Source organism: Gemmatimonadaceae bacterium (assembly GCA_035533755.1).
Lineage (GTDB): Bacteria > Gemmatimonadota > Gemmatimonadetes > Gemmatimonadales > Gemmatimonadaceae > JAGWRI01.
The window spans coordinates 82808-104932 of sequence record DATLTC010000100.1; the positions used below are offsets into that span (position 1 = coordinate 82808).

At 68.9% G+C, this 22125-nt stretch carries 24 protein-coding genes and 1 tRNA gene; 5 read left to right on the plus strand and 20 right to left on the minus strand.

The genetic code is table 11. The annotated features are described in order from the left end of the window. Positions 1-4 precede the first annotated feature (4 nt). Positions 5-88, plus strand: a tRNA-Leu gene (locus VNE60_14135). 59 nt (positions 89-147) lie between these two features. Here VNE60_14135 and VNE60_14140 read toward each other — a convergent pair. The 17 genes from VNE60_14140 to VNE60_14220 all read right to left on the minus strand — a co-directional run bounded on the left by VNE60_14140 (position 148) and on the right by VNE60_14220 (position 12366). Continuing rightward, positions 148-702, minus strand: coding sequence for a hypothetical protein (locus tag VNE60_14140; GenBank protein HVB32661.1), 555 nt, complete (start codon positions 700-702; stop codon positions 148-150). Between the two features lie 26 nt (positions 703-728). After that, the gene (locus VNE60_14145) at positions 729-1223 is read right to left on the minus strand and encodes an Rrf2 family transcriptional regulator (GenBank protein ID HVB32662.1); all 495 of its coding nucleotides are present in this window, start codon (positions 1221-1223) and stop codon (positions 729-731) included. A 59-nt stretch (positions 1224-1282) separates the two neighbouring features. After that, on the minus strand, positions 1283-2701 hold the full coding sequence (locus VNE60_14150) for an aspartate ammonia-lyase (GenBank protein HVB32663.1): 1419 nt from the start codon (positions 2699-2701) through the stop codon (positions 1283-1285). Positions 2702-2753: 52 nt separating this feature from the next. Further along, positions 2754-3239 (minus strand): DUF4149 domain-containing protein, encoded by a 486-nt coding sequence (locus tag VNE60_14155; GenBank protein ID HVB32664.1) that lies wholly within the window; start codon positions 3237-3239, stop codon positions 2754-2756. Next, the gene (locus VNE60_14160; GenBank protein HVB32665.1) at positions 3236-3877 is read right to left on the minus strand and encodes an MBL fold metallo-hydrolase; all 642 of its coding nucleotides are present in this window, start codon (positions 3875-3877) and stop codon (positions 3236-3238) included. Before VNE60_14160 ends, VNE60_14155 begins: the two co-directional genes overlap by 4 nt. Positions 3878-3893: 16 nt before the next feature. Next, a complete protein-coding gene (gene trxB, locus VNE60_14165; GenBank protein HVB32666.1) occupies positions 3894-4862 on the minus strand; it encodes a thioredoxin-disulfide reductase in 969 nt (322 codons plus the stop codon). Positions 4863-4977: 115 nt separating this feature from the next. After that, positions 4978-5769, minus strand: coding sequence for a hypothetical protein (locus VNE60_14170; GenBank protein HVB32667.1), 792 nt, complete (start codon positions 5767-5769; stop codon positions 4978-4980). Continuing rightward, entirely contained in the window at positions 5756-6493 is a 738-nt protein-coding gene (locus VNE60_14175) for an SDR family oxidoreductase (protein HVB32668.1), read from the minus strand. The genes VNE60_14170 and VNE60_14175 overlap by 14 nt, the downstream gene beginning before the upstream one ends. A gap of 25 nt (positions 6494-6518) precedes the next feature. Then, a complete protein-coding gene (locus VNE60_14180; protein ID HVB32669.1) occupies positions 6519-7394 on the minus strand; it encodes a PHP domain-containing protein in 876 nt (291 codons plus the stop codon). Beyond that, complete coding sequence (locus VNE60_14185) at positions 7391-7657, minus strand: hypothetical protein (GenBank protein HVB32670.1); 267 nt, start codon at positions 7655-7657, stop codon at positions 7391-7393. Before VNE60_14185 ends, VNE60_14180 begins: the two co-directional genes overlap by 4 nt. Next, a complete protein-coding gene (locus tag VNE60_14190; protein HVB32671.1) occupies positions 7658-7918 on the minus strand; it encodes a hypothetical protein in 261 nt (86 codons plus the stop codon). A gap of 2 nt (positions 7919-7920) precedes the next feature. Continuing rightward, the gene (locus tag VNE60_14195) at positions 7921-9264 is read right to left on the minus strand and encodes a dihydrolipoamide acetyltransferase family protein (GenBank protein HVB32672.1); all 1344 of its coding nucleotides are present in this window, start codon (positions 9262-9264) and stop codon (positions 7921-7923) included. 4 nt (positions 9265-9268) lie between these two features. Beyond that, positions 9269-9562 carry a hypothetical protein gene (locus tag VNE60_14200; protein HVB32673.1) on the minus strand — a complete coding sequence of 98 codons (294 nt, stop codon included), beginning with the start codon at positions 9560-9562 and terminating at the stop codon, positions 9269-9271. Positions 9563-9607: 45 nt separating this feature from the next. Beyond that, positions 9608-9901: a hypothetical protein gene (locus VNE60_14205; protein ID HVB32674.1), complete on the minus strand. Its 294-nt coding sequence runs from the start codon at positions 9899-9901 to the stop codon at positions 9608-9610. After that, on the minus strand, positions 9901-10320 hold the full coding sequence (locus VNE60_14210; GenBank protein HVB32675.1) for a hypothetical protein: 420 nt from the start codon (positions 10318-10320) through the stop codon (positions 9901-9903). The genes VNE60_14205 and VNE60_14210 overlap by 1 nt, the downstream gene beginning before the upstream one ends. A gap of 2 nt (positions 10321-10322) precedes the next feature. After that, positions 10323-11651 carry an inositol-3-phosphate synthase gene (locus VNE60_14215; GenBank protein ID HVB32676.1) on the minus strand — a complete coding sequence of 443 codons (1329 nt, stop codon included), beginning with the start codon at positions 11649-11651 and terminating at the stop codon, positions 10323-10325. Between the two features lie 4 nt (positions 11652-11655). After that, positions 11656-12366: a CDP-alcohol phosphatidyltransferase family protein gene (locus tag VNE60_14220; GenBank protein ID HVB32677.1), complete on the minus strand. Its 711-nt coding sequence runs from the start codon at positions 12364-12366 to the stop codon at positions 11656-11658. 179 nt (positions 12367-12545) lie between these two features. On the opposite strand from VNE60_14220, the gene VNE60_14225 reads away from it, so the two are divergent. The 4 genes from VNE60_14225 to VNE60_14240 all read left to right on the plus strand — a co-directional run bounded on the left by VNE60_14225 (position 12546) and on the right by VNE60_14240 (position 16677). Further along, the gene (locus tag VNE60_14225) at positions 12546-13763 is read left to right on the plus strand and encodes a serine hydrolase domain-containing protein (GenBank protein HVB32678.1); all 1218 of its coding nucleotides are present in this window, start codon (positions 12546-12548) and stop codon (positions 13761-13763) included. Between the two features lie 109 nt (positions 13764-13872). After that, positions 13873-14229 carry an iron-sulfur cluster assembly accessory protein gene (locus tag VNE60_14230; protein ID HVB32679.1) on the plus strand — a complete coding sequence of 119 codons (357 nt, stop codon included), beginning with the start codon at positions 13873-13875 and terminating at the stop codon, positions 14227-14229. Beyond that, complete coding sequence (locus tag VNE60_14235; protein HVB32680.1) at positions 14226-15746, plus strand: sodium:solute symporter; 1521 nt, start codon at positions 14226-14228, stop codon at positions 15744-15746. Before VNE60_14230 ends, VNE60_14235 begins: the two co-directional genes overlap by 4 nt. A gap of 1 nt (position 15747) precedes the next feature. After that, positions 15748-16677 (plus strand): BadF/BadG/BcrA/BcrD ATPase family protein, encoded by a 930-nt coding sequence (locus tag VNE60_14240; protein HVB32681.1) that lies wholly within the window; start codon positions 15748-15750, stop codon positions 16675-16677. Positions 16678-16682: 5 nt separating this feature from the next. Here VNE60_14240 and VNE60_14245 read toward each other — a convergent pair whose 3' ends face one another. The 3 genes from VNE60_14245 to VNE60_14255 are packed head-to-tail and all read right to left on the minus strand — an operon-like array spanning position 16683 to position 22096. Continuing rightward, positions 16683-17996 carry a dicarboxylate/amino acid:cation symporter gene (locus VNE60_14245; GenBank protein ID HVB32682.1) on the minus strand — a complete coding sequence of 438 codons (1314 nt, stop codon included), beginning with the start codon at positions 17994-17996 and terminating at the stop codon, positions 16683-16685. Then, positions 17993-19555, minus strand: coding sequence for an amino acid permease (locus VNE60_14250; protein ID HVB32683.1), 1563 nt, complete (start codon positions 19553-19555; stop codon positions 17993-17995). Before VNE60_14250 ends, VNE60_14245 begins: the two co-directional genes overlap by 4 nt. Positions 19556-19588: 33 nt before the next feature. Next, positions 19589-22096, minus strand: coding sequence for a sodium-translocating pyrophosphatase (locus tag VNE60_14255; GenBank protein HVB32684.1), 2508 nt, complete (start codon positions 22094-22096; stop codon positions 19589-19591). Positions 22097-22125: the final 29 nt, after the last annotated feature.

The following is a 22125-nucleotide window of genomic DNA, read 5'->3' on the forward strand; positions in this document are numbered from 1 at the left end:
TCACGCCGAAGTGGTGGAACTGGTAGACGCGCTGGCTTCAGGAGCCAGTGGGTGCAAGCCCGTGCGGGTTCGAGTCCCGCCTTCGGCACTCCAGGATCGCGAGGGGGCTGTTCCTTCCGGAACAGCCCCCTCGTGCCGTCTGGTGGGTCAGCGGCGGTCGATCGCCGACGGCGGCACGTGTTCGGGCAGGGTGGCGGTGCCGAATTGCTCCCGCAGCGACGCGTTGGCCGCGGCGAGATCACGCGCCAGGAGGTCGCCCGCCCGTTCCACGTTGGCGTCGATCTCGCGAAACGAACCGCCCGAGAATGCGAGCAGGGTGCGCCCGAGGCGGGCGGGCGTGGCCGCGTTCACGCGGGCACCGACGGCGTCGCGGTAGGCGCTCAACCGCGCGTTGAACTGGCGCTGGGAGAGTTCCAGGCGATCGCGGTCGATGCCCCGATCGCGCGCGAACGCCGCGGCCATGGCATGCGCCACGACAGCGCCGGTCCGGTCGTCCAGCGCGTCACGCTGGGCGCTCACCAGGCCGAGCGCGCGGCGCGCGTAGCGGAGTTCCCAGGCCGCGTGATCCCGGTCGCCGCGGGTGGCGCACTCGGCCAACCACGAGACATCGGCGTCGTCGGGTTCGACGAGTAGCCCGGCCACGAACCGTTCCGCGCGCTCGTGCAGTTTTCGCTCGGCTCGCCACCGTCCGAAGATCGGCATGGACCGAACGCGCGGCGCGAACGCGCTCAGAAGCTCTGGAGAACGGGCAGGCCGCGACCGATCTCGGCCTCGATGACGGGGCCGAGTCCCACGCGGATGCGCACCTCGCCTTCCTCGTGGAGCAGATCGGACAACCGCACGCCCTCGAGCACCTCGTCGATCTTCTGCTGCAGCATGAGCCACACGGGGCGGATGCTGCACTCGTGCGACGCGGAACAGCGCGCCTCCTCCACCGGATGCGACACGCAGTGGAGGTCGAAGGTGGTGAGTTCCGAGGCGGCGATCACGTCGCGCACGGTAATCTCCTCCGGCGGGTGGGCCAGCGCATACCCGCCGCGTGCCCCGCGCGTGCTCTTCACGATGTCGGCCCGCCTGAGCCGCAGCAGGATCTGCTCCACATAGTCCACCGGCAGCCGTTCGGTGGCCGCGATCTCGCGACCCGTGACCGGCCCATCATCGCTGCGCTTTGCCAGGTGGAGCGCGCAGATCACGCCGTATTCGGCCAAGGTGGTTATACGCATAAATGGAGCTTAATGCGGGGGCATGGAGGGGGAAAGAGGGAATCCGGCCCGGGGGGCGGTCACGCCCCCCCGTGCTTGCCGCCTGGAACGCCGATTTCGGTCATCTTGCGCATGTCGAGCGCTTCGGCGATCGCCTCGGGCGGCAGGACCTTCTCGCGCTCGACGAGGGCCCGGATGAGCACGTTCTCCTTGACCGACCGCTTGCTGATCTCGGCGGCCTTGGCATATCCGATCTGCGGCGCCAGAGCGGTGGCGAGCGCGGCCGAGCGCTCGAGCCAGTACTCGCACTGCGCGCGGTTGGCCTCGATGCCGATGACGCACCGCTCGGTGAGCACCGTGGCGGCGTTGGTGAGGATGATCATCGAGAACATCAGGTTGTGCGCGATCACCGGCATCATGACGTTGAGTTCGAGCTGGCCGTGCTCGGCGGCCGCGGCCACGCAGGCGTCGTTGCCCACCACCTGGAAGCACACCTGATTGACCATCTCGGCCACCGAGGGATTGATCTTCCCGGGCATGATCGAGGAACCGGGCTGCACGGCCGGGAGCACGATCTCGTCGAGGCCGGTGCGCGGACCGCTCACCATGAGGCGCAGGTCGCTGGCGATCTTGCTGAGGTCGAGCGCCAGCACCTTGATGGCCGCGGAGAACGCGGCGGCGTCGCCCATGCTCTGCATGAGCTGGATGCGATCCGCGCCCACGCGCAGGTCGAGCCCCGTCACCTGCTCGAGGTACGTGTGCATGAGCGCCGGATACTCCGGCTCCACGTTCACGCCGGTGCCCACGGCGCTGCCGCCGATGCCGAGGTCGCGCAGGTAGTCCGCCGACTGACGGACGCGCGCCAGATTGCGCTCGATGGTCCCGGCATACGCCGCGAACTCCTGCCCGAGGCGGATCGGCATCGCGTCCTGGAGATGGGTGCGCCCCGACTTGAGCACGTCGTCGAACTCACGGCCCTTGGCGGCGAGGGCGTCGCGCAGCGCGCCGAACGCGCGATCGAGCGGTTGCAGCAGGTCGAGCCCGCCGAGACGGATTGCCGTGGGGATCACGTCGTTGGTGGACTGCGCCATGTTGACGTGATCGTTGGGATGCACGGGCTTGTACTCGCCCCGCTTGCCGCCCAGGAGCTCGTTGGCCCGATTGGCCAGCACCTCGTTGCAATTCATGTTGTGCGACGTGCCGGCGCCGGCCTGGTACACGTCGACCACGAAGTGCGCGTCGTGCGCGCCGGCCAGCACCTCATCGGCGGCGGCGACGATCGCGTCGGCGAGCCTGGCGTCGAGCCGCCCGGTCTGCTTGTGCGTGAGCGCGGCGGCCTTCTTGATCCAGATCACGGCGCGGACGAACTCGCGCAGCGGCTTGAGGCCGCTGATCGGGAAGTTCTGCAGGGCGCGCTGCGTCTGCACGCCATAGTAGGCATCGGCCGGCACATCGAGCGGGCCGAGCGGATCCTTTTCGGAACGAGTCGCGGAAGTCATGGGAGGAGTCGCGAGCGGATGAGAGGAATGAACACGAGGATGAGCGGCGCGGTCACGGCGCCGAATGCAGGTCGCGCACGGCGACGCCAAGCACGACGGCAGCGGACACCATGGCGATGCCGAGCAGCACCACGCTCAGCGCGTGCAACTGGCCGAACGCGATGCGCAGCGGGTCGGTGACGGCGAGCGCATCGACGGGACCGTGGATGCGAACGCGCACGCGCGCGATCCACGAATCGACGACGAGCTGGGCGATCATGCACGACGCGCCGCCGAGGGCGGCGGCGAGGATGCGCGGCTTGAGCCGCGACCGCGCGTCGGCGCGCACGCCGAGCAGCACGACCGCGGCGAACAGCGCCATGCCCGACCAGAACACCACGGGGAGGACACGGCCCACGAGGTCGCCCGCCAGCGTGCGGGTGGGGAGCGCCGCGAACGCGGCCGGCGCCACCGCGGCCGCGAACAGCACCGTGGCCCCCAGCCAGAGGGAGGTCAACACCACCTGCCAGAGCCCGGCGCCACGGCGCGTGAGGGTCATCGGCGCACCGGCATCGCCGTCCCGTTGAGGAACGGATTGGTCTCGAGCTCTTCGGCGATGGTGGTGGCCGGCCCATGGCCGGGATGCACGATGGTTCCGGCCGGCAGCGCGCTCACGCGGGCGAGCGATGCTTCCATGTCGGGCGCGCTGCTGAACGGCAGGTCGGTGCGCCCCACGGACCCGCGGAACAGCAGGTCGCCGCCGAGGATGACGCCGTGTCCGTGGAAGATCACGTGGCCGGGCGCATGGCCCGGCGTGTGCAACACCTCGAACCGGAGCGCCCCCACCGTCATCACCGCGCCGTCGGCCAACTCGCGGTCGGGGGGATCGGGCTGTTCGAACGGGATCCCGTACAGCACCGCGATCTCGGCGGCCCGATCGTAGAGCGGACGGTCGAGCGGATGCAGGTACACCGGCACCGGATGCGCCCGGCGCACGCCGTTGATGGCCCCCACGTGGTCGAGGTGGGCGTGCGTGAGCCAGATCGCATCGAGCCGGGCGCCCGAGCGGGCGATCAACTCGAGCAGCCGGAGCGGTTCGTCGCCGGGGTCGATGAGGACGGCGCGCCCGGCCTCCTCGTCCACCACGAGGTAGCTGTTCTCCTGGAACGGGCCGACCGTCTCGGCACTGATCTTCATGGCCGCCCCGCGGCGTTCACGCGGCGCCGACTGGCTTGGCCACGTCGGCGCGCGCCTTGAGGTACTTCTCGGCCGCGATGGCAGCCGTGGTCGCGTCGCCCACCGCGGTCGTGACCTGGCGCGTGAGCTGCACGCGCACATCACCGGCCGCAAACAGTCCCGGAATGGACGTCTGCATATTCCAGTCGGTGCGCAGGTAGCCCATCTCGTCATGGTCCACGTGATCGGCGATGACGCCGGTGTTGGGCCGGAAGCCGACGAAGATGAAGAGCCCGGTGACCGCGAGGTCCCGGCGCTCGCCGGTGATCAGGTCGCGCAGCGCGAGGTGATGGAGCAACCCCTGGTCGTCGCCCACTGCTCGCTCGACCACGGTGTTCCAGATGAATTCGATTTTCGGGTTCTCGAACGCGCGCTCCTGGAGGAGCTTGGAGGCGCGCAGTTCGGCGCGGCGATGCACCAGATACACCTTCTCGGCGTAACGGGTGAGATAATCGGCCTCCTCCACCGCCGCATCGCCGCCACCGACCACGGCGATGGTGTGCCCGCGGAAGAAGGCGCCGTCGCACACCGCGCAATACGACACGCCCTTGCCGGCGTATTCCAGTTCGCCGGGGACGCCGAGTCGCACCGGCGTTCCGCCGGCCGTGACGATGACGGTGGGCGAGACGTAGACGTCGCCGCCCTCGGTGGTGGTGTCGAACAGGCCGTCCTCACGCTTCTTGATGGACGTGACGACGACACCGGTCTGGATATCGGCGCCGAACTTGGTGGCGTGATCGGCGAATTTCTGCGCGAGCTCGTGCCCGAGGATGTGCTCGAAACCCGGATAGTCCTCGATCATTTCCGTGTTGAGCAACTCTCCGCCCGGCGCGCCGCGCTCGAGCACCACCGCTTTCAGCATGCCGCGGCCGGCGTACATTCCGGCGCACATGCCCGCGGGGCCGGCGCCGATGATCACGACCTCATACTCGTGGGTCTGTGCCACAGCGATCCCTCTCTTTATTTAGGCGCGCGTGACCGCGCGCGATGTTTCGCTGCCTTGGAATCTCGCCAGAAGCACGGGCGTTGGGAACCGTGCGCACAGGCCCCGGCCGCTCCGATCAGCCGTTCGCCGCATCCGGCGTCGGGGCGATCACCACGCGGCTGAGCGCGCCGTGGCAATGCGAGACCGTGCCCACGAGCGCATCCACCGGGCGGTTCCCCGCCCCGGCGTCGCGCACGGCCCGGTCGGCCGCGAGCACGTCCCGCACGTCGATCATCCCGACGCCGTACGCGCGGTGCGTGCACCGGAACAGGAACGGTCCGAGCACGGGACGGCCGGCCGCGCGCTCCGCGTCGGCGTAGTCGCGGATGGCCGGCGCCAGACTCCAGTCGCGCGGTCCCCGGGTGTGGGGACACACGGCCGGCTCGATGCAGTTGATCGGACAGGTCCAGGTGGCGAAGCTCACGTAGTGCGTGCCATCGGGCGCCGCGCGCTCCCACGGCACGGCCGGCGGACCATGGAGCGCCGCCACGCGCGCGGGACGCGCGGGCCATCGGAGGCGCGCCGCGTCCACCAGCCAGTCGCGCAGCAGGTGCGGCATCAGCGGCGACGGCACGATCGCATCGTCCTGCGACTCGCCGGCATCGCCGGCCGCGCCCAGGTGCCGGGCAAGGAAGTCCCGCCACTCCGCCACCGTCACCCGCACGAGCGGATCGCCGGGCGCGAGATCGCGCGCCACGGCGCAGTCGGCATCGCGGTCCACCACCACCACCTCGCGGCAAAACACCGCGCCCGCGTCCACGGCGCGACGCAGTTGGCGCACGTAGTAGCCGCCGTAGCAGCCGCCGCCGACAACGACGATCGTGCCGAAGCGCTGCGGCGGCGCGAACCGCGGATTAGTGGCGGACACGCCGGCCGCCATCGACGACGATCGTCTCGCCGGTGACGAAGTCCGCCTGCAACAGGTAGAGCACGGCCTGGACCACGTCGTCCGGCGTGCCATGCCGCTGGAGGGGCGTGGTGGCCCGCAGCGCCTCGCCCTCGGGCGCCGTCCACCCTTCGGGCAGGAGCACCGTTCCGGGCGCGACCGCGTTGACGCGCACCGCGGGGGCCATGACGCGGGCCAGCGACCGGGTCATGTGCACAACGGCGCCCTTGCTCAGGCCGTGCGGGATATAGTCGGGCCACGTCTCGAAAGCCGCGAGATCGGCGATGTTCACGATCGCGCCGCCGCCCTGGGCGCCCGCGAGATGCGGCGCCGCCGCCTGGCACAGGAAGAACGGCGCGCGCAGGTTGAGCGCGAAGATCCGCTCCCACTGCGCCACGGAGATGGCGCCGAACGGCGTGCGCTCCATGACGGCAGCGGAGTTCACGAGCACATCGAGCCCGCCCAGCGCGGCCACGGCCTGCGACACGAGCGCCGGCGCGGCGTCGGGATCGCCGAGGTCGGCGCGCAGCGCATGGGCGGTGCCGCCCGCCGCTTCGATCAGCCGGACGGTCTCGTCGGCCCCGTCCGCGGATCCGTGATAGTGCGCGGCCACGTGCATGCCGCGCGCGCCGAGGGCCACGGCGATCGCCTGCCCCACCCGCCGACCGGCGCCGGTGACGAGCACCGTCCGTCCGTGCAGCTCCATCGTCGCTCCAGCGTCCGGAGTGGTGCTACAATCCGCTCGGCACGGCCAACTGCGCCACCCGCGCTTCCTGCAGGGCCAGCCATTCCTCCGGCACCCGCATCGACCCGAGGGTCCGCGCGCCGTCGCTGGCGCCGTGCCAGTCGGACCCGCCACTGGGGATTAACCCCAGAAAGTCGGCCAGCGTTCGCAGGCGCGCGATGTCTTCGGCGCTGTGGCTGGGGTGGAGCACCTCGACGCCGTCCAGTCCCTGGGCAGCCAGCGTCTCGAGGCGTTCACGCGTGCCGGCGTGGCCGGGATGGGCGACGACGGCCACGCCGCCGGCGCGATGGATCATCGCGATCGCGTCCACCATCGACAGCCGGTCCTTGGCCACGAATGCGGGACGCCCATTGCCGAGGTATCGATCGAAGGCGTCGCGGACGTCGGTGGCCCACCCTTCCTGCACCAGGGCGCGGGCCACGTGCGGGCGCCCGATCGCGCCGCCGGCCGCCTGGTCGAGCACCGCCGGTACCCCGATCCGCACGCCCAGCTCGTTGAGCCGCGCCACCATGCGCTCGGCGCGCACGCGCCGCATATCGCGCAGCGCGGAGAGCCCGTCTTCGATTTCGGAGAGCCGCGAGAGGTGCAGCCCGAGCAGGTGCGTTTCGGTATCGCCCTCGACGGCGCTCAGCTCCACGCCGGGGATCAGGCGCACGCCGAGGGCCTCGGCGGCCTCGGCGGCCTCGGCGATTCCGGCGACGGTGTCATGATCGGTGAGGGCGATGGCGGCGAGGCCGGCCGCGCGCGCGGCGGCCATCACGTCGGCGGGAGGACGGGAGCCGTCCGACGCGGTGGAGTGCGAATGCAGATCGATGAACGCCGGACGATGCGGCGCGTCCGCGGCGCCGATCGGCGCCGTCACGCGGAGTAGTCGGCTTCGGGCGACGTGAAGCTGGGCTGGGAGTAGCCGAACAGTTGCTGGAGCTCGGCGTCGCTCAACTCGGCCAGGGCCTGCTCGCGCGAGCGGGCGCCGTGCGGCGAGTAGCGGGTGACGCGGACCTCGCGATCGTCGCCGGCGCCGGCGATGAAGAGCAGCGCGAATTCGTCGTGGTCGGACTGCGTGACGCGGCCGGAGGGCACGATGCGCCAGGTCTTGCCGTGCGCGGACAGGGTGCGGGTGGGCATCTAGGGGAGCTCCACTTCAATGTAGATGCGGCCGGCATCGAGAATCGGGTCGGGCGCGCCGGCGTGGGCGCGGGTCAACGTCTCGACATCGGGCGCTTCGAAGAATTCGAGGAATGCCCCAGGCAGCGCCTCTTCCTCGAACGCCCAGAAGTGGCAGTTGGCCTTGGCGTAGTACTCTTTGCGCCGCGCGAGGCGGTCGGCGTAGCGCTTGCGATCCTGCGGAGGAATGAGCGTGCGCTGGACGGTCAGGGCGCGCCGCATGCTCAGAGTGCCGTGTCGGGAAACGATTCGATCGTGCGCTTGATATGACCGAGGAACTGATCGGCCACGGCGCCGTCGATGATGCGGTGGTCGAACGACAGCGACAGATACGAGCAGGTGCGGATGGCGATCACGTCCTCGCCGTCGGCCCCGGTGAGCACCTTGGGCCGCTTCTCGATCGCGCCGATGCAGAGGATCGCCACCTGCGGCTGGTTGATGATCGGCGTGCCGGTGAGCGACCCGAAGACGCCCGGGTTGGTGATCGTGAACGTGCCGTCCTGCACCTCGCGCGGATCAAGCCGCTTGGCGCGGGCGCGGGCGGCGAGGTCGTTGAGCGCCCTGGTCAGGCCGCTCAGCGACAGGTCGCCGGCGTTCCGGATCACGGGGACGATCAGCCCCCATTCGAGCGCCACCGCGACGCCGATGTTCATCGCCTTGCGGTAGATGACGTTGGTGCCGGCCACGGAGGAATTCACCACCGGGAACGCCTTCAACGCATCCACCGTGGCCTTGATGATGAACGGCATGTAGGAGAGCTTCTGGCCGGTAGCCGCCTCGAACTCCGCCCGGCGCGCCGCACGGATGCGCGCCACGCGCGTGAAGTCCATTTCCATGATCGACGTCACGTGGGCGGACGTGTGGCGCGAGACCACCATGTGCTCGCTGATCAGGGCGCGCATCTTGCTCATCGGCTCGACCACGTCGCCGGCCCATGGCTCGGGCATCGGGGCCGCGGCGAGGCCGGCGCCGCCCGGGGCGGGCATCGCCGCGCGAGCCGCGGGCTGGACGGCGCCCGAGTCCATGAACTGCACGATGTCGCGCTTGGTGACGCGGCCGGCGATCCCGGAGCCCTGCATGGCGGCGAGCTCGATGCCGTGCTCCGCCGCGATCTTGCGGACGAGGGGCGACGACTTGGTGCGCAGCCGCTCCTCGAGCGAGTGGCCGTTGCCGGCCGCGAACGCCGGCGCCGGTGCCGGTGCCGGTGCCGGTGCCGCCGGAACGGGAGCCGGCGCAGGGGTCGGCGCGCTCGGAGCCGCGGGGACCGCCGCGGGAGCAGCGACCACGGGAGCCAGCGCCGACGGCGCGGCGGCGATGGCCGCGCCCTTTTCCGTTTCGAGACGCGCCACCACCGCCTGCACGGGGACCGTCTGTCCCTCGGTGACGATGATCTCGGCCAGCACGCCGGCCGCGGGCGCCGGGATCTCGGCGTCCACCTTGTCCGTGGAGATTTCGAAGATCGGCTCGTCGCGTTTGACCTCGTCGCCGACCTTCTTCAACCATTTGGAGAGCGTGCCCTCGGCGATCGATTCGCCCATCTGGGGCATGATGATGTCTATGCGTGCCACGGGATCATCCTCGGTCCGATTTCGCCGCCGCGAGCCGGCCGCGGCGGAGCTTGAAGAAGACGATCGCCGGAAGCAGGACTCCGCCGGCGAGCGCCCCGATGAGCCAGAATTTCCCCCAATCGCAGGGGGCTCCGGTGTTGGCGTCGGCGACACAGTGGCGCGCCGCGCCGTAGATCTTGGCCGCCATCACGCCGAGCATCCCGCCGCCGAACAGGCCACCGGAGAGCGTGATGCACCCTATGCCAACATACTGCCATGCGCGGCCGGATTCGAGCGGGGGCCCTTCCGGCGCCGTCATGCGGCCACCCGGTGCGGCGCGCGGCGCGGTGTGGGCGCGCCTCCCCTAGTAGGCCGCTTCAAGAACGTGCCGTGGGTCTTCGGTGCGATGCAGCGACACGAAGAATCGCTTCACGTTGCGATCGAGCCGGCTCTCGCCCATCTGGTCGGTCTCGACCTCGACGAACGTGTAGTGGCCGCCCTCGGGCTTGACGGTGAGACGCAGCGCGCCGAGGGGGCCGCTGAACGTGCGCGCCCGGGCGGGGGCGGCGGTGTTCTGCAGCCCGCGCTCGGGGAAGAAACGATCCGCGGCCGTGAGGACGTCCGCCGGAACCAGGTGACTGCGGTAGAAGTGTCGCATCAGGGAGTGGAGTCCGCCCGTTCGTTGAACACGTCCTGCATCCAGTCCACGCGCTCGAGCGGATGCAGGGAATCGCGCCGGAATTGGATCGCCATGGCCCACTGGCCGGCGACCACGAAATTCAGCTTGCCGTAATACGTTCCCACCTGCGGGCCGTTCTCGAAGCCGTCCCACGTACTGGCCCCATCGCGGGTGTTGGCGAAGATCCGCCCCTCGCCGTTGTCGATGGGCTGCTGGGTCTTGCGGTCGAGGACGGTGACCTTGTAGGTGATGCTCTCGCGCGCGTGGGGCGGAATATCCGAGGGCTCGATGGTGAAGTCGTAGCTCTTGGACGGCAGGTGCAGCACCGGCCGGCGCGGCTCGCCACATGCGGCGGCCGTGACGGCGAACCCGAGGAGCAGCGCGCGCGCGATTCGCATCACTATCGATAGTACTCCAGGCCGAGGTGCGTGATCTGCTCCTCGCCCATGAGGTGGCGGAGCGTGTTCTTCAGCTTGGTCTGCTGGATGAACAGATCATGTTCGGGCTGCAGGCCGGCCGCCGCCATCGGCGACTTGTAATAGAAGCTCAGCCATTCCTGGATGCCCTTCATGCCGGCGCGGCTGGCGAAGTCGGAGAACAGCGCGAGATCGAGCACGATCGGCGCGGCGAGGATCGAATCGCGGCAGAGGAAGTTCACCTTGATCTGCATCGGGTAGCCCATCCACCCGAAGATGTCGATGTTGTCCCAGCCTTCCTTGTTGTCGCCGCGCGGCGGGTAGTAATTGATGCGCACGACGTGCGAGAAGTCCTTGTACAGATCGGGGTACTGCTCGGGCTGCAGGATCGTGTGCAGCACGCTGAGCTTGGACTCTTCCTTGGTCTTGAACGACTGCGGGTCGTCGAGCACCTCGCCGTCGCGATTGCCGAGGATGTTGGTGGAATACCAGCCGGCAAGGCCGAGCATCCGCGCCTTGATGGCCGGCGCGATGACGGTCTTGAGCCACGTCTGGCCGGTCTTGAAGTCCTTGCCCGAGATCGGGACGCCACGCTCATTGGCGAGCTGGATCAGGGCCGGCGTGTCGACGGCCAGATTGGGCGCGCCGTTGGCGTACGGGATGCCCTCCATGATCGCCGCGTAGGCGTAGAGCATGGCCGGCGAGATGGCCTCGTCGTTGCGCTCCATGGCCTTCTCGAACTGCTCCACGGTGGCGTGCTGCGGGCCGGGCCGGATGAAGATCTCCGTGGACGCGCACCACACGATCACGAGCCGATCGAGGTTGTGCTTGGCCTTGAAGTCGCGCATGTCCTGGCGGAGCTGCTCGGCCAGGTCGCGCTTGGTCTTGCCCGTCTTGACGTTGGCGCCGGTGATGCGCGTGACGTAGTGGTTGTCGAACACCGCGGGCATCGGCTTGATGGCTTTGAGGAAATCGGCCACCCGTTCGAGATCAGCGGATTCGAGCACGCCGGCCTTCTTGGCCGCGGTGTACGCGTCGTCGGGGATCGGATCCCAGGCGCCGAACACCAGATCGTCCAGCGAGGCGAGCGGCGCGAAGTCCTTGATCAGCGGCGCGCGATTGTCGGTGCGCTTGCCGAGGCGGATCGTCGCCATCTGGGTGAGCGAGCCGATGGGTTTCGAGTAACCGCGTCGGATGCTCTCGACGCCGGCCATGAACGTGGTCGCCACCGCCCCGAGACCGGGCGTGAGCACGCCCAGCTTGCCGGTGGCCGGACGTGGCGGTGTGCGCGTGTCGGATGACGAACCCTGCACGACGTTATTCTCCTTTGAGCAAGGGACGCGGCTCGAACGGGTGCGACGGCAGCGTGTGCTGCCCTTCGCTCTCGGGGGAGGACTTGGCGTCCGTGGGCGTCGTGGCGTGATACACGCACGCCACGCGCTGGTAAACGGTGATCCACGCCGTGACGGTGAGGATCACGATGATGACGGCGAGTACCACGCCGTGAAGCGTGAGGCCGAAGAACGCCTGCGGGACCGACAACAGCACCACGCGCTCGGGACGCTGCAGGATCCCGACCTTCGCGTCAATGCCCAACGCCTCGGCCCGGGCCCTGGTGTACGACGTCAGGAACGCCCCGATGAGGCCCAGCAGGCACACCACGACCATCGGCACGCTCGCCCAGGAATGGTGCGCCTGGTTGAGCGCATAGAACACCGCCAGGCCGCCGAGCACGAACCCGTCGGCCAGCCGGTCGAGCGTGGAATCGAGAAACGCGCCGAACGTGGACGTCCTGCCCGACCGCCGAGCCACCGTTCCGTCGAGCACGTCGAACAGCGCGGTGAGCCCCAGAAAGAATCCGCCCCAGCTGATGTGCCCCGTCCCGTAGATCACGCCACCGGCCACGGTACAGACCGTGCCGATCACCGTGATCGTGTTGGGATGCACATCGTGCCGCACACACCAGTCCGCGACGGGATCGATGAGGCGCAGGTATCCGTTCTTGAGCCAGTCCGGCAGGATCTTCATTCGGCTCCGAGACGCAGCACTCGGCGAACGCCTCGCCGCACGAAACGCAGGCGGGGGCGGGGGCGAAAAGCAAAACGGCCGGAGCGACGCCCCGGCCGCTAAAAGTATCCCGTCCACAGACTTGTAGCAACCGCGCCGGCACCGCTTCCCAGGGCCGCGCGGGCGCGTATTCTTGGAGCATGACGAGTGCCCGAATGCAGAGTCTGCTGGTCGCCATTCTCACCCTCGCGATCGCCGCCCCACGGCCCGCCGCCGCCCAGGCGCCACGCCCCGAAGCCAGCGCGCGCGCGGCGCTCGCCCACGCCCTGGCCGACACCCTCCGTAACGTCCTCGACTCGGCCGTGCGGGAGCGCGCCTTCCCGGGCGCGTTCGCCGCGGTGGGCGATCACACGGGCATCCTTGCCGAGTACGGCGCCGGCCATCTGGACTGGGATCCGTCGCCGCGCCCCGACGAGCACACGATGTGGGACCTGGCCTCGCTCACCAAGGTGGTGGGAATGACGTCGGCGATGATGCAGTTGGTCGAGGAAGGCAAGGTGGTGTTGGACGCCCCGGTGCAGCGCTACCTGCCCGAGTGGCAGGGCCCTCACAAAGCCGACGTGACGGTGCGCAACCTGCTCACCCACACGTCGGGGCTGCCGGCGTTTCGCGCGTACGACAAGATCACCACCAACGCCGACAGCATCGCCGCGCTGATGATGGCCGAGCCGCTCGAGGCGCTCCCGGGCACCCGATTCGTGTACAGCGACATCGGCGCCTACCTGGCCGGCAAGGTCGTCGAACGCGTGTCGGGCGAGCGGCTGGACCGCTACCTGGCGCGGCATGTGTTCGGCCCGCTGGGCATGGACGAAACGATGTACAACCCGCCCGACTCCCTGCGGCCACGCATCGCGCCCACCGAGGTCGATCCGCTGCGCGGCGGCAAGCTCCGCGGCAAGGTGCACGACGAGCGCGCATACTACCTGGGCGGCATCTCGGCGCACGCCGGACTATTCAGCAGCGGCCGCGACCTGGCCCGGTTCGCGGAGATGTACCTGAACGGCGGTGCGCTGGGCGCCGTTCGGATGTTCACGCCGGAGACCGAGCGCGAATTCACCGCGATCCAGGACCGCGCGCTCTCCAACCGCGCCATCGGGTGGGAGAAGCCGAACGGCACCAATTCGGCGGGGCACTTCATGTCGCCCTCGGCGTTCGGGCACACCGGCTTCACGGGGACGTCCATCTGGATCGATCCCGCCCGCGACCTGTTTGTGGTGCTGCTCACCAACCGGGTGGACCCGACGCGGGCGAACACCCGCATCGGCGGCGTGCGGATCAGGGTCTCGGACGCCGTGGAGACCGTGGTGGCGCGCGAGGCGGCCGACGAGCGGCGGCGGGGGATCGGGGGCCGGCCATAGCGTAGCGGCCGGCGTGCCAGGCCCAGCTTGAAGCGCCACCTGGGGGCCCCTATATTTTACTGGTAGCAAAGGGCGGGAGCACAAGCCGCCCAACGACTTGGAGGCATTGATGAGCACCACCCAGCAGCCCGATGTCCTGGTAACCGTCACCGACGTTGCCGGCACCGAGGTGAGGAAGTTCATGGATCAGGAAGGGGTCGATCCCACCGTGGGCGGCCTCCGGGTGAGCGTACAGCCCGGCGGATGCAGCGGATTCAAGTACGGCCTGCTGATCGAAGACGCGGCCGCCGAAGACGACTTCGTGGTGGATCAGGGCGGTTGGCGCGTCCTCGTCGATCCATTCTCGGCGCAGTACATCAATGGCGTCACGATCGACTACGTGTCGTCGATGCAGGGATCGGGCTTCACGTTCAAGAACCCGAACGCTACGGGCGGGTGCGGGTGCGGTAGCTCCTTCACGGCTTGAGTAGCGGATTCACCGGTCTCGACGCCGTCGTCCTCGTCGCGTATCTCGCGGGGACGACGGCGTTCGGCATTCGACTGGGCCGCCGGCAGAAGGACGCCCGGGACTACTTCGTGGCCGGCCGCAACATCCCCTGGCTGGCGGTCCTGTTCTCGGTGGTGGCCACCGAAACCAGCGCGCTGACGTTCATCAGCATTCCCGGGCTGGCCTATATCGGCAACCTCGGATTCCTGCAGGTGGTGGTGGGATATCTCCTGGGCCGCATCGCGCTGGCCTTCACCCTCCTGCCCCGCTACTACCAGGGCGAGATCGTGACCGCGTACGCCATGCTCGAGCAGCGATTCGGGCTCGCCACGCGGCGGTTCACCTCGATCGTCTTCATGGGCACGCGAGCCATGGCCGACTCGGTGCGCGTGTTCGCGACCGCGATCCCGGTGGCGATGATCCTCAGCGGCACGGGCACCGTGCCGCCGCGCTACATGATGCCGGCGGCGATTCTCATCCTGGGCGCGCTCACGGTCCTGTACACCTACAAGGGCGGGATGCGCGCCGTGGTGTGGACGGAGCTCATCCAGGCCGGCGTGTACCTCGTGGGCGGGATCGCCGCGATCGTCCTGCTCGGGCGCGGCACGGCGGGAGGATGGCACGCCATCCTCGACTCGGCGGGGGCCGCCGGCAAGCTGCGCGTGCTGGACTTCTCCACGCGACTCGACCGGCCGTTCACCGTGCTCGCGGGGTTGCTGGGCGGGGCGTTCCTGTCGATGGCGTCGCACGGGGCCGACCAGCTGATCGTGCAGCGGCTGTTGTCGGCGCGTTCGCTGCGCGACGCGCAGAAGGCGGTGATCGGGAGTGGCGTCGCGATCATCGCCCAGATGGCGCTGTTCCTGTTCATCGGCATCGGACTGTGGGCGCACTTCGGCGGCCGCGCGTTCGCCTCACCCGACGACGTCTTCCCGACGTACATCCTCGAGGCGATGCCGCCGGGACTGCTGGGGCTGGTGGTGGCGGCGATCGTGGCAGCCACGATGAGCACGCATTCGGCGGCGATCAACGCGCTGGCGGCGTCGGCCACGCACGACATCTACCTGCCGCTCACCGGTCGTTCGGCCGACGACCCGCGCGCCCTGCGCGTGGGCAAGATGTTCGCGCTGTTCTGGGGCGTGGCGCTCACCGCGGGCGCGTTGATGTTCCGCCAACAGGGCACGCCGGTGGTGGTGATCGCGCTGTCGATCGCGTCGTTCACCTACGGCGGGTTGCTGGGAGGGTTCTTCCTGGCGCTATTCGTCTCGCGCGCCGTGCAGCGCGACGCGATCCTGGGCATGTCGGTGGGCATCGTCGCGATGTCGTTCGTGGTGTTCGCGAAACCGCTCGCGACCGCGTATCCTTCACTCGCCGCGACGCTCGGGCCGCTGGGCGCGATCGCGTGGCCCTGGTACGTGCTGATCGGCACGACCATCACCCTCCTCACCGGATCCCTGTCGTCGCTCACGCACGCGCGTGAGCGGGCGGCGCAAGTCTGACATGACGGCACTCGTAATCGGCGTAGACGGCGGCGGCAGCAAGACCACGGCACTGGTCGCGGACGAACAGGGCACCCCGATTGCCGAAGCGACGGGCGCCCCCAGCGCCGTGCGCGCGGGCTACGTGGACGACAGCGCGGACGCGATCTGCGCCGTGGTTCGCGATGCCCTGGCGCAGGCCAACGCGGGCGACGAGACGCCACGCGTGGTGTGCGTGGGCGTGGCGGGCGTGGGGCGCGAAGCGCTCCGGCTGCAACTCTGGGAGGCGTTGACGAGCCGCGCGCTGGCGGAGGAGGTGGTGGTACACACCGATTTCGCGGTGGCGTTCGACGATGCGTTCGGCCAGGGGGCCGGCATCCTGGTGCTCGCCGGCACGGGGTCGGTGGCGATCGGGCGCGCCCCGACGGGCGCGACGGCGCGATGCGGCGGCTGGGGACCGGAGTTCGGCGACGAGGGCGGCGGCGCATGGATCGGGCGGCATGCCCTGTCGGTCGTGGCCGCCGCTTCGGACGGCCGTGAACCGGAGACGGCGCTCACCGGGGCCATCCTCACGGCGACCGAATCCAAGGAAGTGGCCGACCTCGTGTCGTGGGCCGCCGACGCGACGCCGGCCACGCTGGCGACGCTGGCGCCGGTGGTGTTCCAGGTGGCCGACGCGGGCGATCTACGGGCCAATTCCCTGCTCGACCTCGCCACGGAGGAGTTGGCCCTGCACGCGCGCGCGTTGGCCCGGCAACTGTTCAGCGACGAGCGCGCCGCGATCTCGATTGCCCTGAGCGGCGGGCTGCTCGGCCGCGGCGCCGCGATGCGCAAGCGGCTGGAGCACCGGCTCAAGAGCGCCGTGCCGGGCGCGCAGGTGGGCCATGAGGAGGTCGTCGCCGCGCGCGGCGCGGTGCGATCGGCGCTGCACTTCCTGGGCGACGCCGTGTAGGTGCGCTACGCCGCCCGCTCCAGCGGCGCGGCCGCCGGCAGTTCGCCTTCGATGCGCGCCATGACCACCGTGGCGAGGCAGTTGCCCAGCAGGTTGATCGACGTGCGCGCCATGTCCATGAACGCGTCCACGCCGAGGATCACGGCCACGCCCTCGAGCGGCAGATTGAATTGCGTGAGGGCGCCGGAGAGGATGACCAGCGCCGCGCGGGGCACGGCGGCCACGCCCTTGCTGGTGAGCATGAGCGTGAGCATCATCACGATCTGCGTGGAGAGGGGCATGTCGATGCCGGCCGCCTGGGCCACGAACACCGAGGCGAGCGCCAGGTAGAGCGTGCTGCCGTCGAGGTTGAACGAGTAGCCGGTGGGCAGCACGAAGGCGACGATGCGTTTGGGGACGCCCATCTCCTCGAGGCGTTCCATGGCCAGCGGCAACGCGGCCTCGGACGACGCGGTGGTGAAGGCGATCAGCCAGGGCTCCTTCACGGCGCGCACGAACCGCCGGATGGGAATCCTGAATGCCAGCGCGATGGGAAGGAGCACGCCGAGGGCGAACACGACGAGCGCCCCGTACAGCGTGAGCACGAGCACGCCGAGCTTCTGCAGCACCATGAGGCCGCTGGTGCCCACGGTCACGGCGATCGCGGCGCCGATGCCGATCGGCGCGAACTTCATCACGATACCCGTGAACTTGAACATCACCTGCGACAGCCCCTCGCAGAACGCCAGCATCGTCTCCTTGGGCCGCCCGGCGGGCAGCTGGGAGAGCGCCACCGCGAACAGGATGGCGAAGAACACGACCTGCAGCACTTCGTTGCTCGCCGCGGCCTCGAAGAAGCTCTGGGGCACGGTGTGCTCGAGCACGCCGCTGAACGTGGCGTGGGTGCTGGCCAGTTGCGCCCCGGTGGTCGGCGTGGCGGCACCGAGCGACACGCCGCGGCCCGGCTTGACCAGGTTCACCGCCGCCAGCCCGACGACGAGCGCCATGGTGGTGACGAGCTCGAAGTACACGATCGACCGCACGGCCAGCCGTCCCACGCGCTTCATGTCGTCGCCGTGGCCGGCGATGCCCACGACGAGAGTGCCGAAGATGAGCGGGACGATCAGCGACTTGATCATGCGGAGGAAGATCGTGGCCCAGATCTTCAGATCGGGGGCCGCCCATCCGTGCTGGGCCCGGGCGCTTTCGGGGAACGCCCAGCCGATGAACACGCCGACGATCATCGCAACGATGATCCACTGCGAGAGCGTGATCCGGCCCAGGAACCCGCGGCGCGGGGGCGGCGCCGACGCGGGGCCGGTGGCGGGGACGGGGCTCACGCCGACCGGGCCCGCGCGTCGGCCCGGCGACGCAGCGTGGAATGCGTGTAGCCGTACGTGAAGTAGAGCACGAGGCCGATCACGAGCCACACGCCGAACCGGATCCACGTCACGGTGGGCAGCTGCCACATGAGGTAGAAGCAGGCCACGATCGAGATCAGCGGGGTGAGTGGGACCCAGGGCACGCGGAACGGGCGGGGACGGTCGGGCTCCAGGCGCCGGAGGAAGATCACGCCCGCCGAGACGAGGACGAACGCGAACAGCGTGCCGATGTTGGTGAGGTCCACCACCTCGGCGATGTTGGCGAAGGCGGCGAAGGTGGCGACGAAGATGCCGGTGAGAATGGTCCCCACGTAGGGGGTCCGGTACTTGGGGTGGAGCCTGGCGAGGATGGGCGGGAGGAGGCCGTCGCGCGCCATGGAGAAGAAGATGCGCGGCTGCCCGAGCTGGAAGACGAGCAGCACGCTGCCCATGGCGATCACGGCGCCCAGCGAGATGATGAACCGCGACGCGTTGAGCAGCGCCGGCGGTCCCGAGGCGAACTGCAGGGCGGTGATCATGGGCTCCGCCGTGCCGAGCGACTTCCACGGCGCCATGCCGGTCATGACGATGGAGATCGCGATGTACAGCACGGTGCAGACGAGCAGGCTCATGATGATGCCGAACGGCATGTCCCGGGGCGGATCCCTGGTTTCCTCGGCCGCCGTGGACACCGCATCGAAGCCGATGTAGCTGAAGAAAATGATGGCCGCCGCGGCGCTGATGCCCCGGAAGCCATTGGGGTTGAAGCCGCCCGTGGCCGGATTGGTCCAGTTGTGCGGCTTGATGAGGAAGATGCCGACGGCGATGAAGAACAGGATGATGGCGACCTTGAGGAGCACCATCGCGTTGTTCGCGTCGGCCGATTCCTTGATCCCGATGACGAGGATCACCGTGATCAGCGCCACGACGGCCACGGCCGGGATGTTGATGATCAGCGGGATGCGGAAGATATGCGGCGCCGCCGTCCAAGCCGACGCCAGGTACCTGGTGGTGGGGTCCACGCCCGCGGCGCCGGCGGCCGTGAGTTGATTGAAGGCGTCGTGCGCCGATCGGTAGTCGGTGGCCGTCCACGCCGGGAGGTTGATGCCGAAGTGGCCGACGAGTTCACGGAAGTAGCCGGCCCACCCGATGGCGACGCCGATGTTGCCCACCGCGTACTCGATGATCAGGTCCCAGCCGATGATCCAGGCCACGAACTCGCCGATCGACGCGTAGGCGTACGTGTACGCCGAGCCCGAGACCGGAACCATGGCCGCGAACTCGGCGTAGCAGAGCGCCGCGAACCCACAGGCCACGGCGGTGAGAAGGAACGAGAAGATAATCGCCGGCCCGGCGCCGGGGCGAGCGGCATCGCCCACGATCGCCGTGCCGGTGGTCGCGAAGATGCCGGCGCCGATCGTCGCGCCGACGCCGAGTGCGGTGAGGTGCCACTTGCCGAGCGAGCGTTTGAGCCCGCCGTGCTGAGCGACGTCGGCCTCGAAATCGGCGACCGACTTCCTCGCGAACAGTGAATTCATATCAGCAAACGCCTCCGAGCCCGCGCGGGCGGCTCACGCCGGCTCCGCCTCGATCCGCATGCGGTAGAACGAACGCCAGATGAAGATCAGGGCGACGGCGAAGAACGCCGCGGCCAGGCTCCGGGTGAACATCGCGCCGCGCTGCGCCGTCATCGACACCGCGAGTTCCACGGCGAGGAGGCCGAACAGCGTGGTGAACTTGATGATCGGATTGAGCGCCACCGACGAGGTGTCCTTGAATGGATCGCCCACCGTGTCGCCGACCACCGTGGCGTTGTGCAGTTCCGTGCCTTTCTGCTTGAGCGTGACCTCGACGATCTTCTTGGCGTTGTCCCAGGCGCCGCCGGCGTTGGCCATGAAGATGGCCTGATACAGCCCGAACACCGCGATCGAGATCAGGTAGCCGATGAAGTAGTACGGCTCGAGGAACGCGAAGGCAAGCGTGGCGAAGAAGACGGCGAGGAAGATGTTCCACATGCCCTTCTGCGCGTACTTGGTGCAGATCTCCACCACCGCCTTGCTGTCCTTGACCGAGGCCTTCTCGGCGCTCTCGAGATTGATGTTGGCCTTGATGTACTCCACGGCGCGGTAGGCGCCGGTGGTCACGGCCTGGATGGACGCGCCCGTGAACCAGTAGATGATCGCCCCGCCCGTGATCAGCCCGAGCAGGAACGGCGGGTGGAGCATGGACAGTTTGTCGAGGTTCTGCGTGAGCCCGGCGGTGAGCGCCACGATGATCGAGAAGATCATCGTCGTGGCCCCGACCACCGCCGTGCCGATGAGCACCGGCTTGGCCGTGGCCTTGAAGGTGTTGCCGGCGCCGTCGTTCTCCTCGAGCAGGTGCTTGGCGCGCTCGAAGTTCACGTCGAAGCCGTACGTGCTCTTGAGTTGGGCCGCGATGTTGGGGATCTGCTCGATGGTCGAGAGTTCGAACACCGACTGCGCGTTGTCGGTCACGGGGCCGTACGAGTCCACGGCGATCGTCACCGGGCCCATGCCCAGGAAGCCGAACGCGACGAGGCCGAAGGCGAACACGGCCGGCGCCAGCATCAGCATGTCGAACCCGTGGCGGCTCACCACGTAGCCCGAGCCCATCAGGCCCACCATCGTGATGCCCAGCCAGAAGGCGCTGAAGTTGCCGGCCACGAGGCCGGACAGGATGTTGAGCGACGCCCCGCCCTGCTTGGACGATTCCACCACTTCGGCCACGTGCTTGGAGCTGACCGAGGTGAACACCTTCACGAACTCGGGGATGATCGCGCCGGCCAGCGTGCCGCAGGTGATCACCGCCGACAGCTTCCACCAGAAGGTGGGGTTGCCGCTGAGCGTCGGGATGACGAGGTACGAGACGAGGAAGGTCAGCGCCACCGAGATGATCGACGTGAGCCACACCAGCGAGGTGAGCGGCGCCTCGTAGTCCATGTCGTCGGCGTGCTGGTACTTGGCCTTGGCGAACGCTTCGTTGATCAGGTACGAGAAGCCGCTGGCGAGGATCATCACGATGCGCATCACGAAGATCCACACCAGCAGCTGGATCTTGACGGTCGGATCCTTGACCGCGAGCAGGATGAACGTGATCAGCGCGACGCCGGTCACGCCGTACGTCTCGAACCCGTCGGCGCTCGGGCCCACGGAATCGCCGGCGTTGTCGCCGGTGCAGTCGGCGATCACGCCGGGGTTGCGGGCGTCGTCTTCCTTGATGTTGAAGACGATCTTCATGAGGTCGGATCCGATGTCGGCGATCTTCGTGAAGATGCCGCCGGCGATGCGGAGCGCCGAGGCGCCCAGCGACTCACCGATCGCGAAGCCGATGAAGCAGGGGCCGGCGTAGTCACCGGGCACGAACAGCAGGATGAACAGCATCATCGTCAGCTCGACGCTGATGAGCAGCATGCCGATGCTCATGCCGGCGCGGAGCGGGATGGAGTAGCAGGGGTACGGCTTGCCCTTGAGCGAGGCGAACGCCGTGCGCGAATTGGCGAACGTGTTCACGCGGATGCCGAACCAGGCCACGCCGTAGCTGCCGGCGATGCCGAGCACGCTGAACGCGAGAATGATCGCCACCCGCGCCGGCTCCATGTGCTGGAGCACGCCGAAGTACAGGATCATGACGAGGCCGATGAAGACCTCGAGGATCATCAGGAACTTGCCCTGCGTGAACAGGTAGGTCTTGCAGGTTTCATAGATCAGCTCGGAGATCTCGCGCATCGACTCGTGCACGGGGAGCCGCTTGAGCTGCCGGTAGATCGTGATGCCGAACATGAAGCCGAGGGCGCAGATTATGAGCCCGTACATCAGCAGCGTATGCCCCGGCACCCCGAGGAAGCTCACGGTGGCGAGGTCGGGAATCTTGAGATTCGCCTCGCCGCCCGCTTCCTGCGGGGCGGCCGTCGCCGGCGCGACTGCCGCCGGCGCCGCGCCCATGGAACTCGCGGTCTGTGCGTGTGCGGCCGGCGCCATCAGGGTACCGGCGACTGCGGCCAACAGCAACACGAACAGCAGGGGGAGGGCACGGCGAAACACGGTGTCCATCCGATGCATGGTTGTCGTTCTCCAGGGTGACGGGCAGA

Bases quoted from the DNA above. Each gene is read 5' to 3' on its own strand.
- VNE60_14140 (HVB32661.1), bottom strand. From the start codon at position 702: ATGCCGATCTTCGGACGGTGGCGAGCCGAGCGAAAACTGCACGAGCGC.
- VNE60_14145 (HVB32662.1), bottom strand. From the start codon at position 1,223: ATGCGTATAACCACCTTGGCCGAATACGGCGTGATCTGCGCGCTCCAC.
- VNE60_14150 (HVB32663.1), bottom strand. From the start codon at position 2,701: ATGACTTCCGCGACTCGTTCCGAAAAGGATCCGCTCGGCCCGCTCGAT.
- VNE60_14155 (HVB32664.1), bottom strand. From the start codon at position 3,239: ATGACCCTCACGCGCCGTGGCGCCGGGCTCTGGCAGGTGGTGTTGACC.
- VNE60_14160 (HVB32665.1), bottom strand. From the start codon at position 3,877: ATGAAGATCAGTGCCGAGACGGTCGGCCCGTTCCAGGAGAACAGCTAC.
- VNE60_14175 (HVB32668.1), bottom strand. From the start codon at position 6,493: ATGGAGCTGCACGGACGGACGGTGCTCGTCACCGGCGCCGGTCGGCGG.
- VNE60_14185 (HVB32670.1), bottom strand. From the start codon at position 7,657: ATGCCCACCCGCACCCTGTCCGCGCACGGCAAGACCTGGCGCATCGTG.
- VNE60_14190 (HVB32671.1), bottom strand. From the start codon at position 7,918: ATGCGGCGCGCCCTGACCGTCCAGCGCACGCTCATTCCTCCGCAGGAT.
- VNE60_14200 (HVB32673.1), bottom strand. From the start codon at position 9,562: ATGACGGCGCCGGAAGGGCCCCCGCTCGAATCCGGCCGCGCATGGCAG.
- VNE60_14205 (HVB32674.1), bottom strand. From the start codon at position 9,901: ATGCGACACTTCTACCGCAGTCACCTGGTTCCGGCGGACGTCCTCACG.
- VNE60_14210 (HVB32675.1), bottom strand. From the start codon at position 10,320: ATGCGAATCGCGCGCGCGCTGCTCCTCGGGTTCGCCGTCACGGCCGCC.
- VNE60_14220 (HVB32677.1), bottom strand. From the start codon at position 12,366: ATGAAGATCCTGCCGGACTGGCTCAAGAACGGATACCTGCGCCTCATC.
- VNE60_14225 (HVB32678.1), top strand. From the start codon at position 12,546: ATGACGAGTGCCCGAATGCAGAGTCTGCTGGTCGCCATTCTCACCCTC.
- VNE60_14230 (HVB32679.1), top strand. From the start codon at position 13,873: ATGAGCACCACCCAGCAGCCCGATGTCCTGGTAACCGTCACCGACGTT.
- VNE60_14240 (HVB32681.1), top strand. From the start codon at position 15,748: ATGACGGCACTCGTAATCGGCGTAGACGGCGGCGGCAGCAAGACCACG.
- VNE60_14250 (HVB32683.1), bottom strand. From the start codon at position 19,555: ATGAATTCACTGTTCGCGAGGAAGTCGGTCGCCGATTTCGAGGCCGAC.
- VNE60_14255 (HVB32684.1), bottom strand. From the start codon at position 22,096: ATGCATCGGATGGACACCGTGTTTCGCCGTGCCCTCCCCCTGCTGTTC.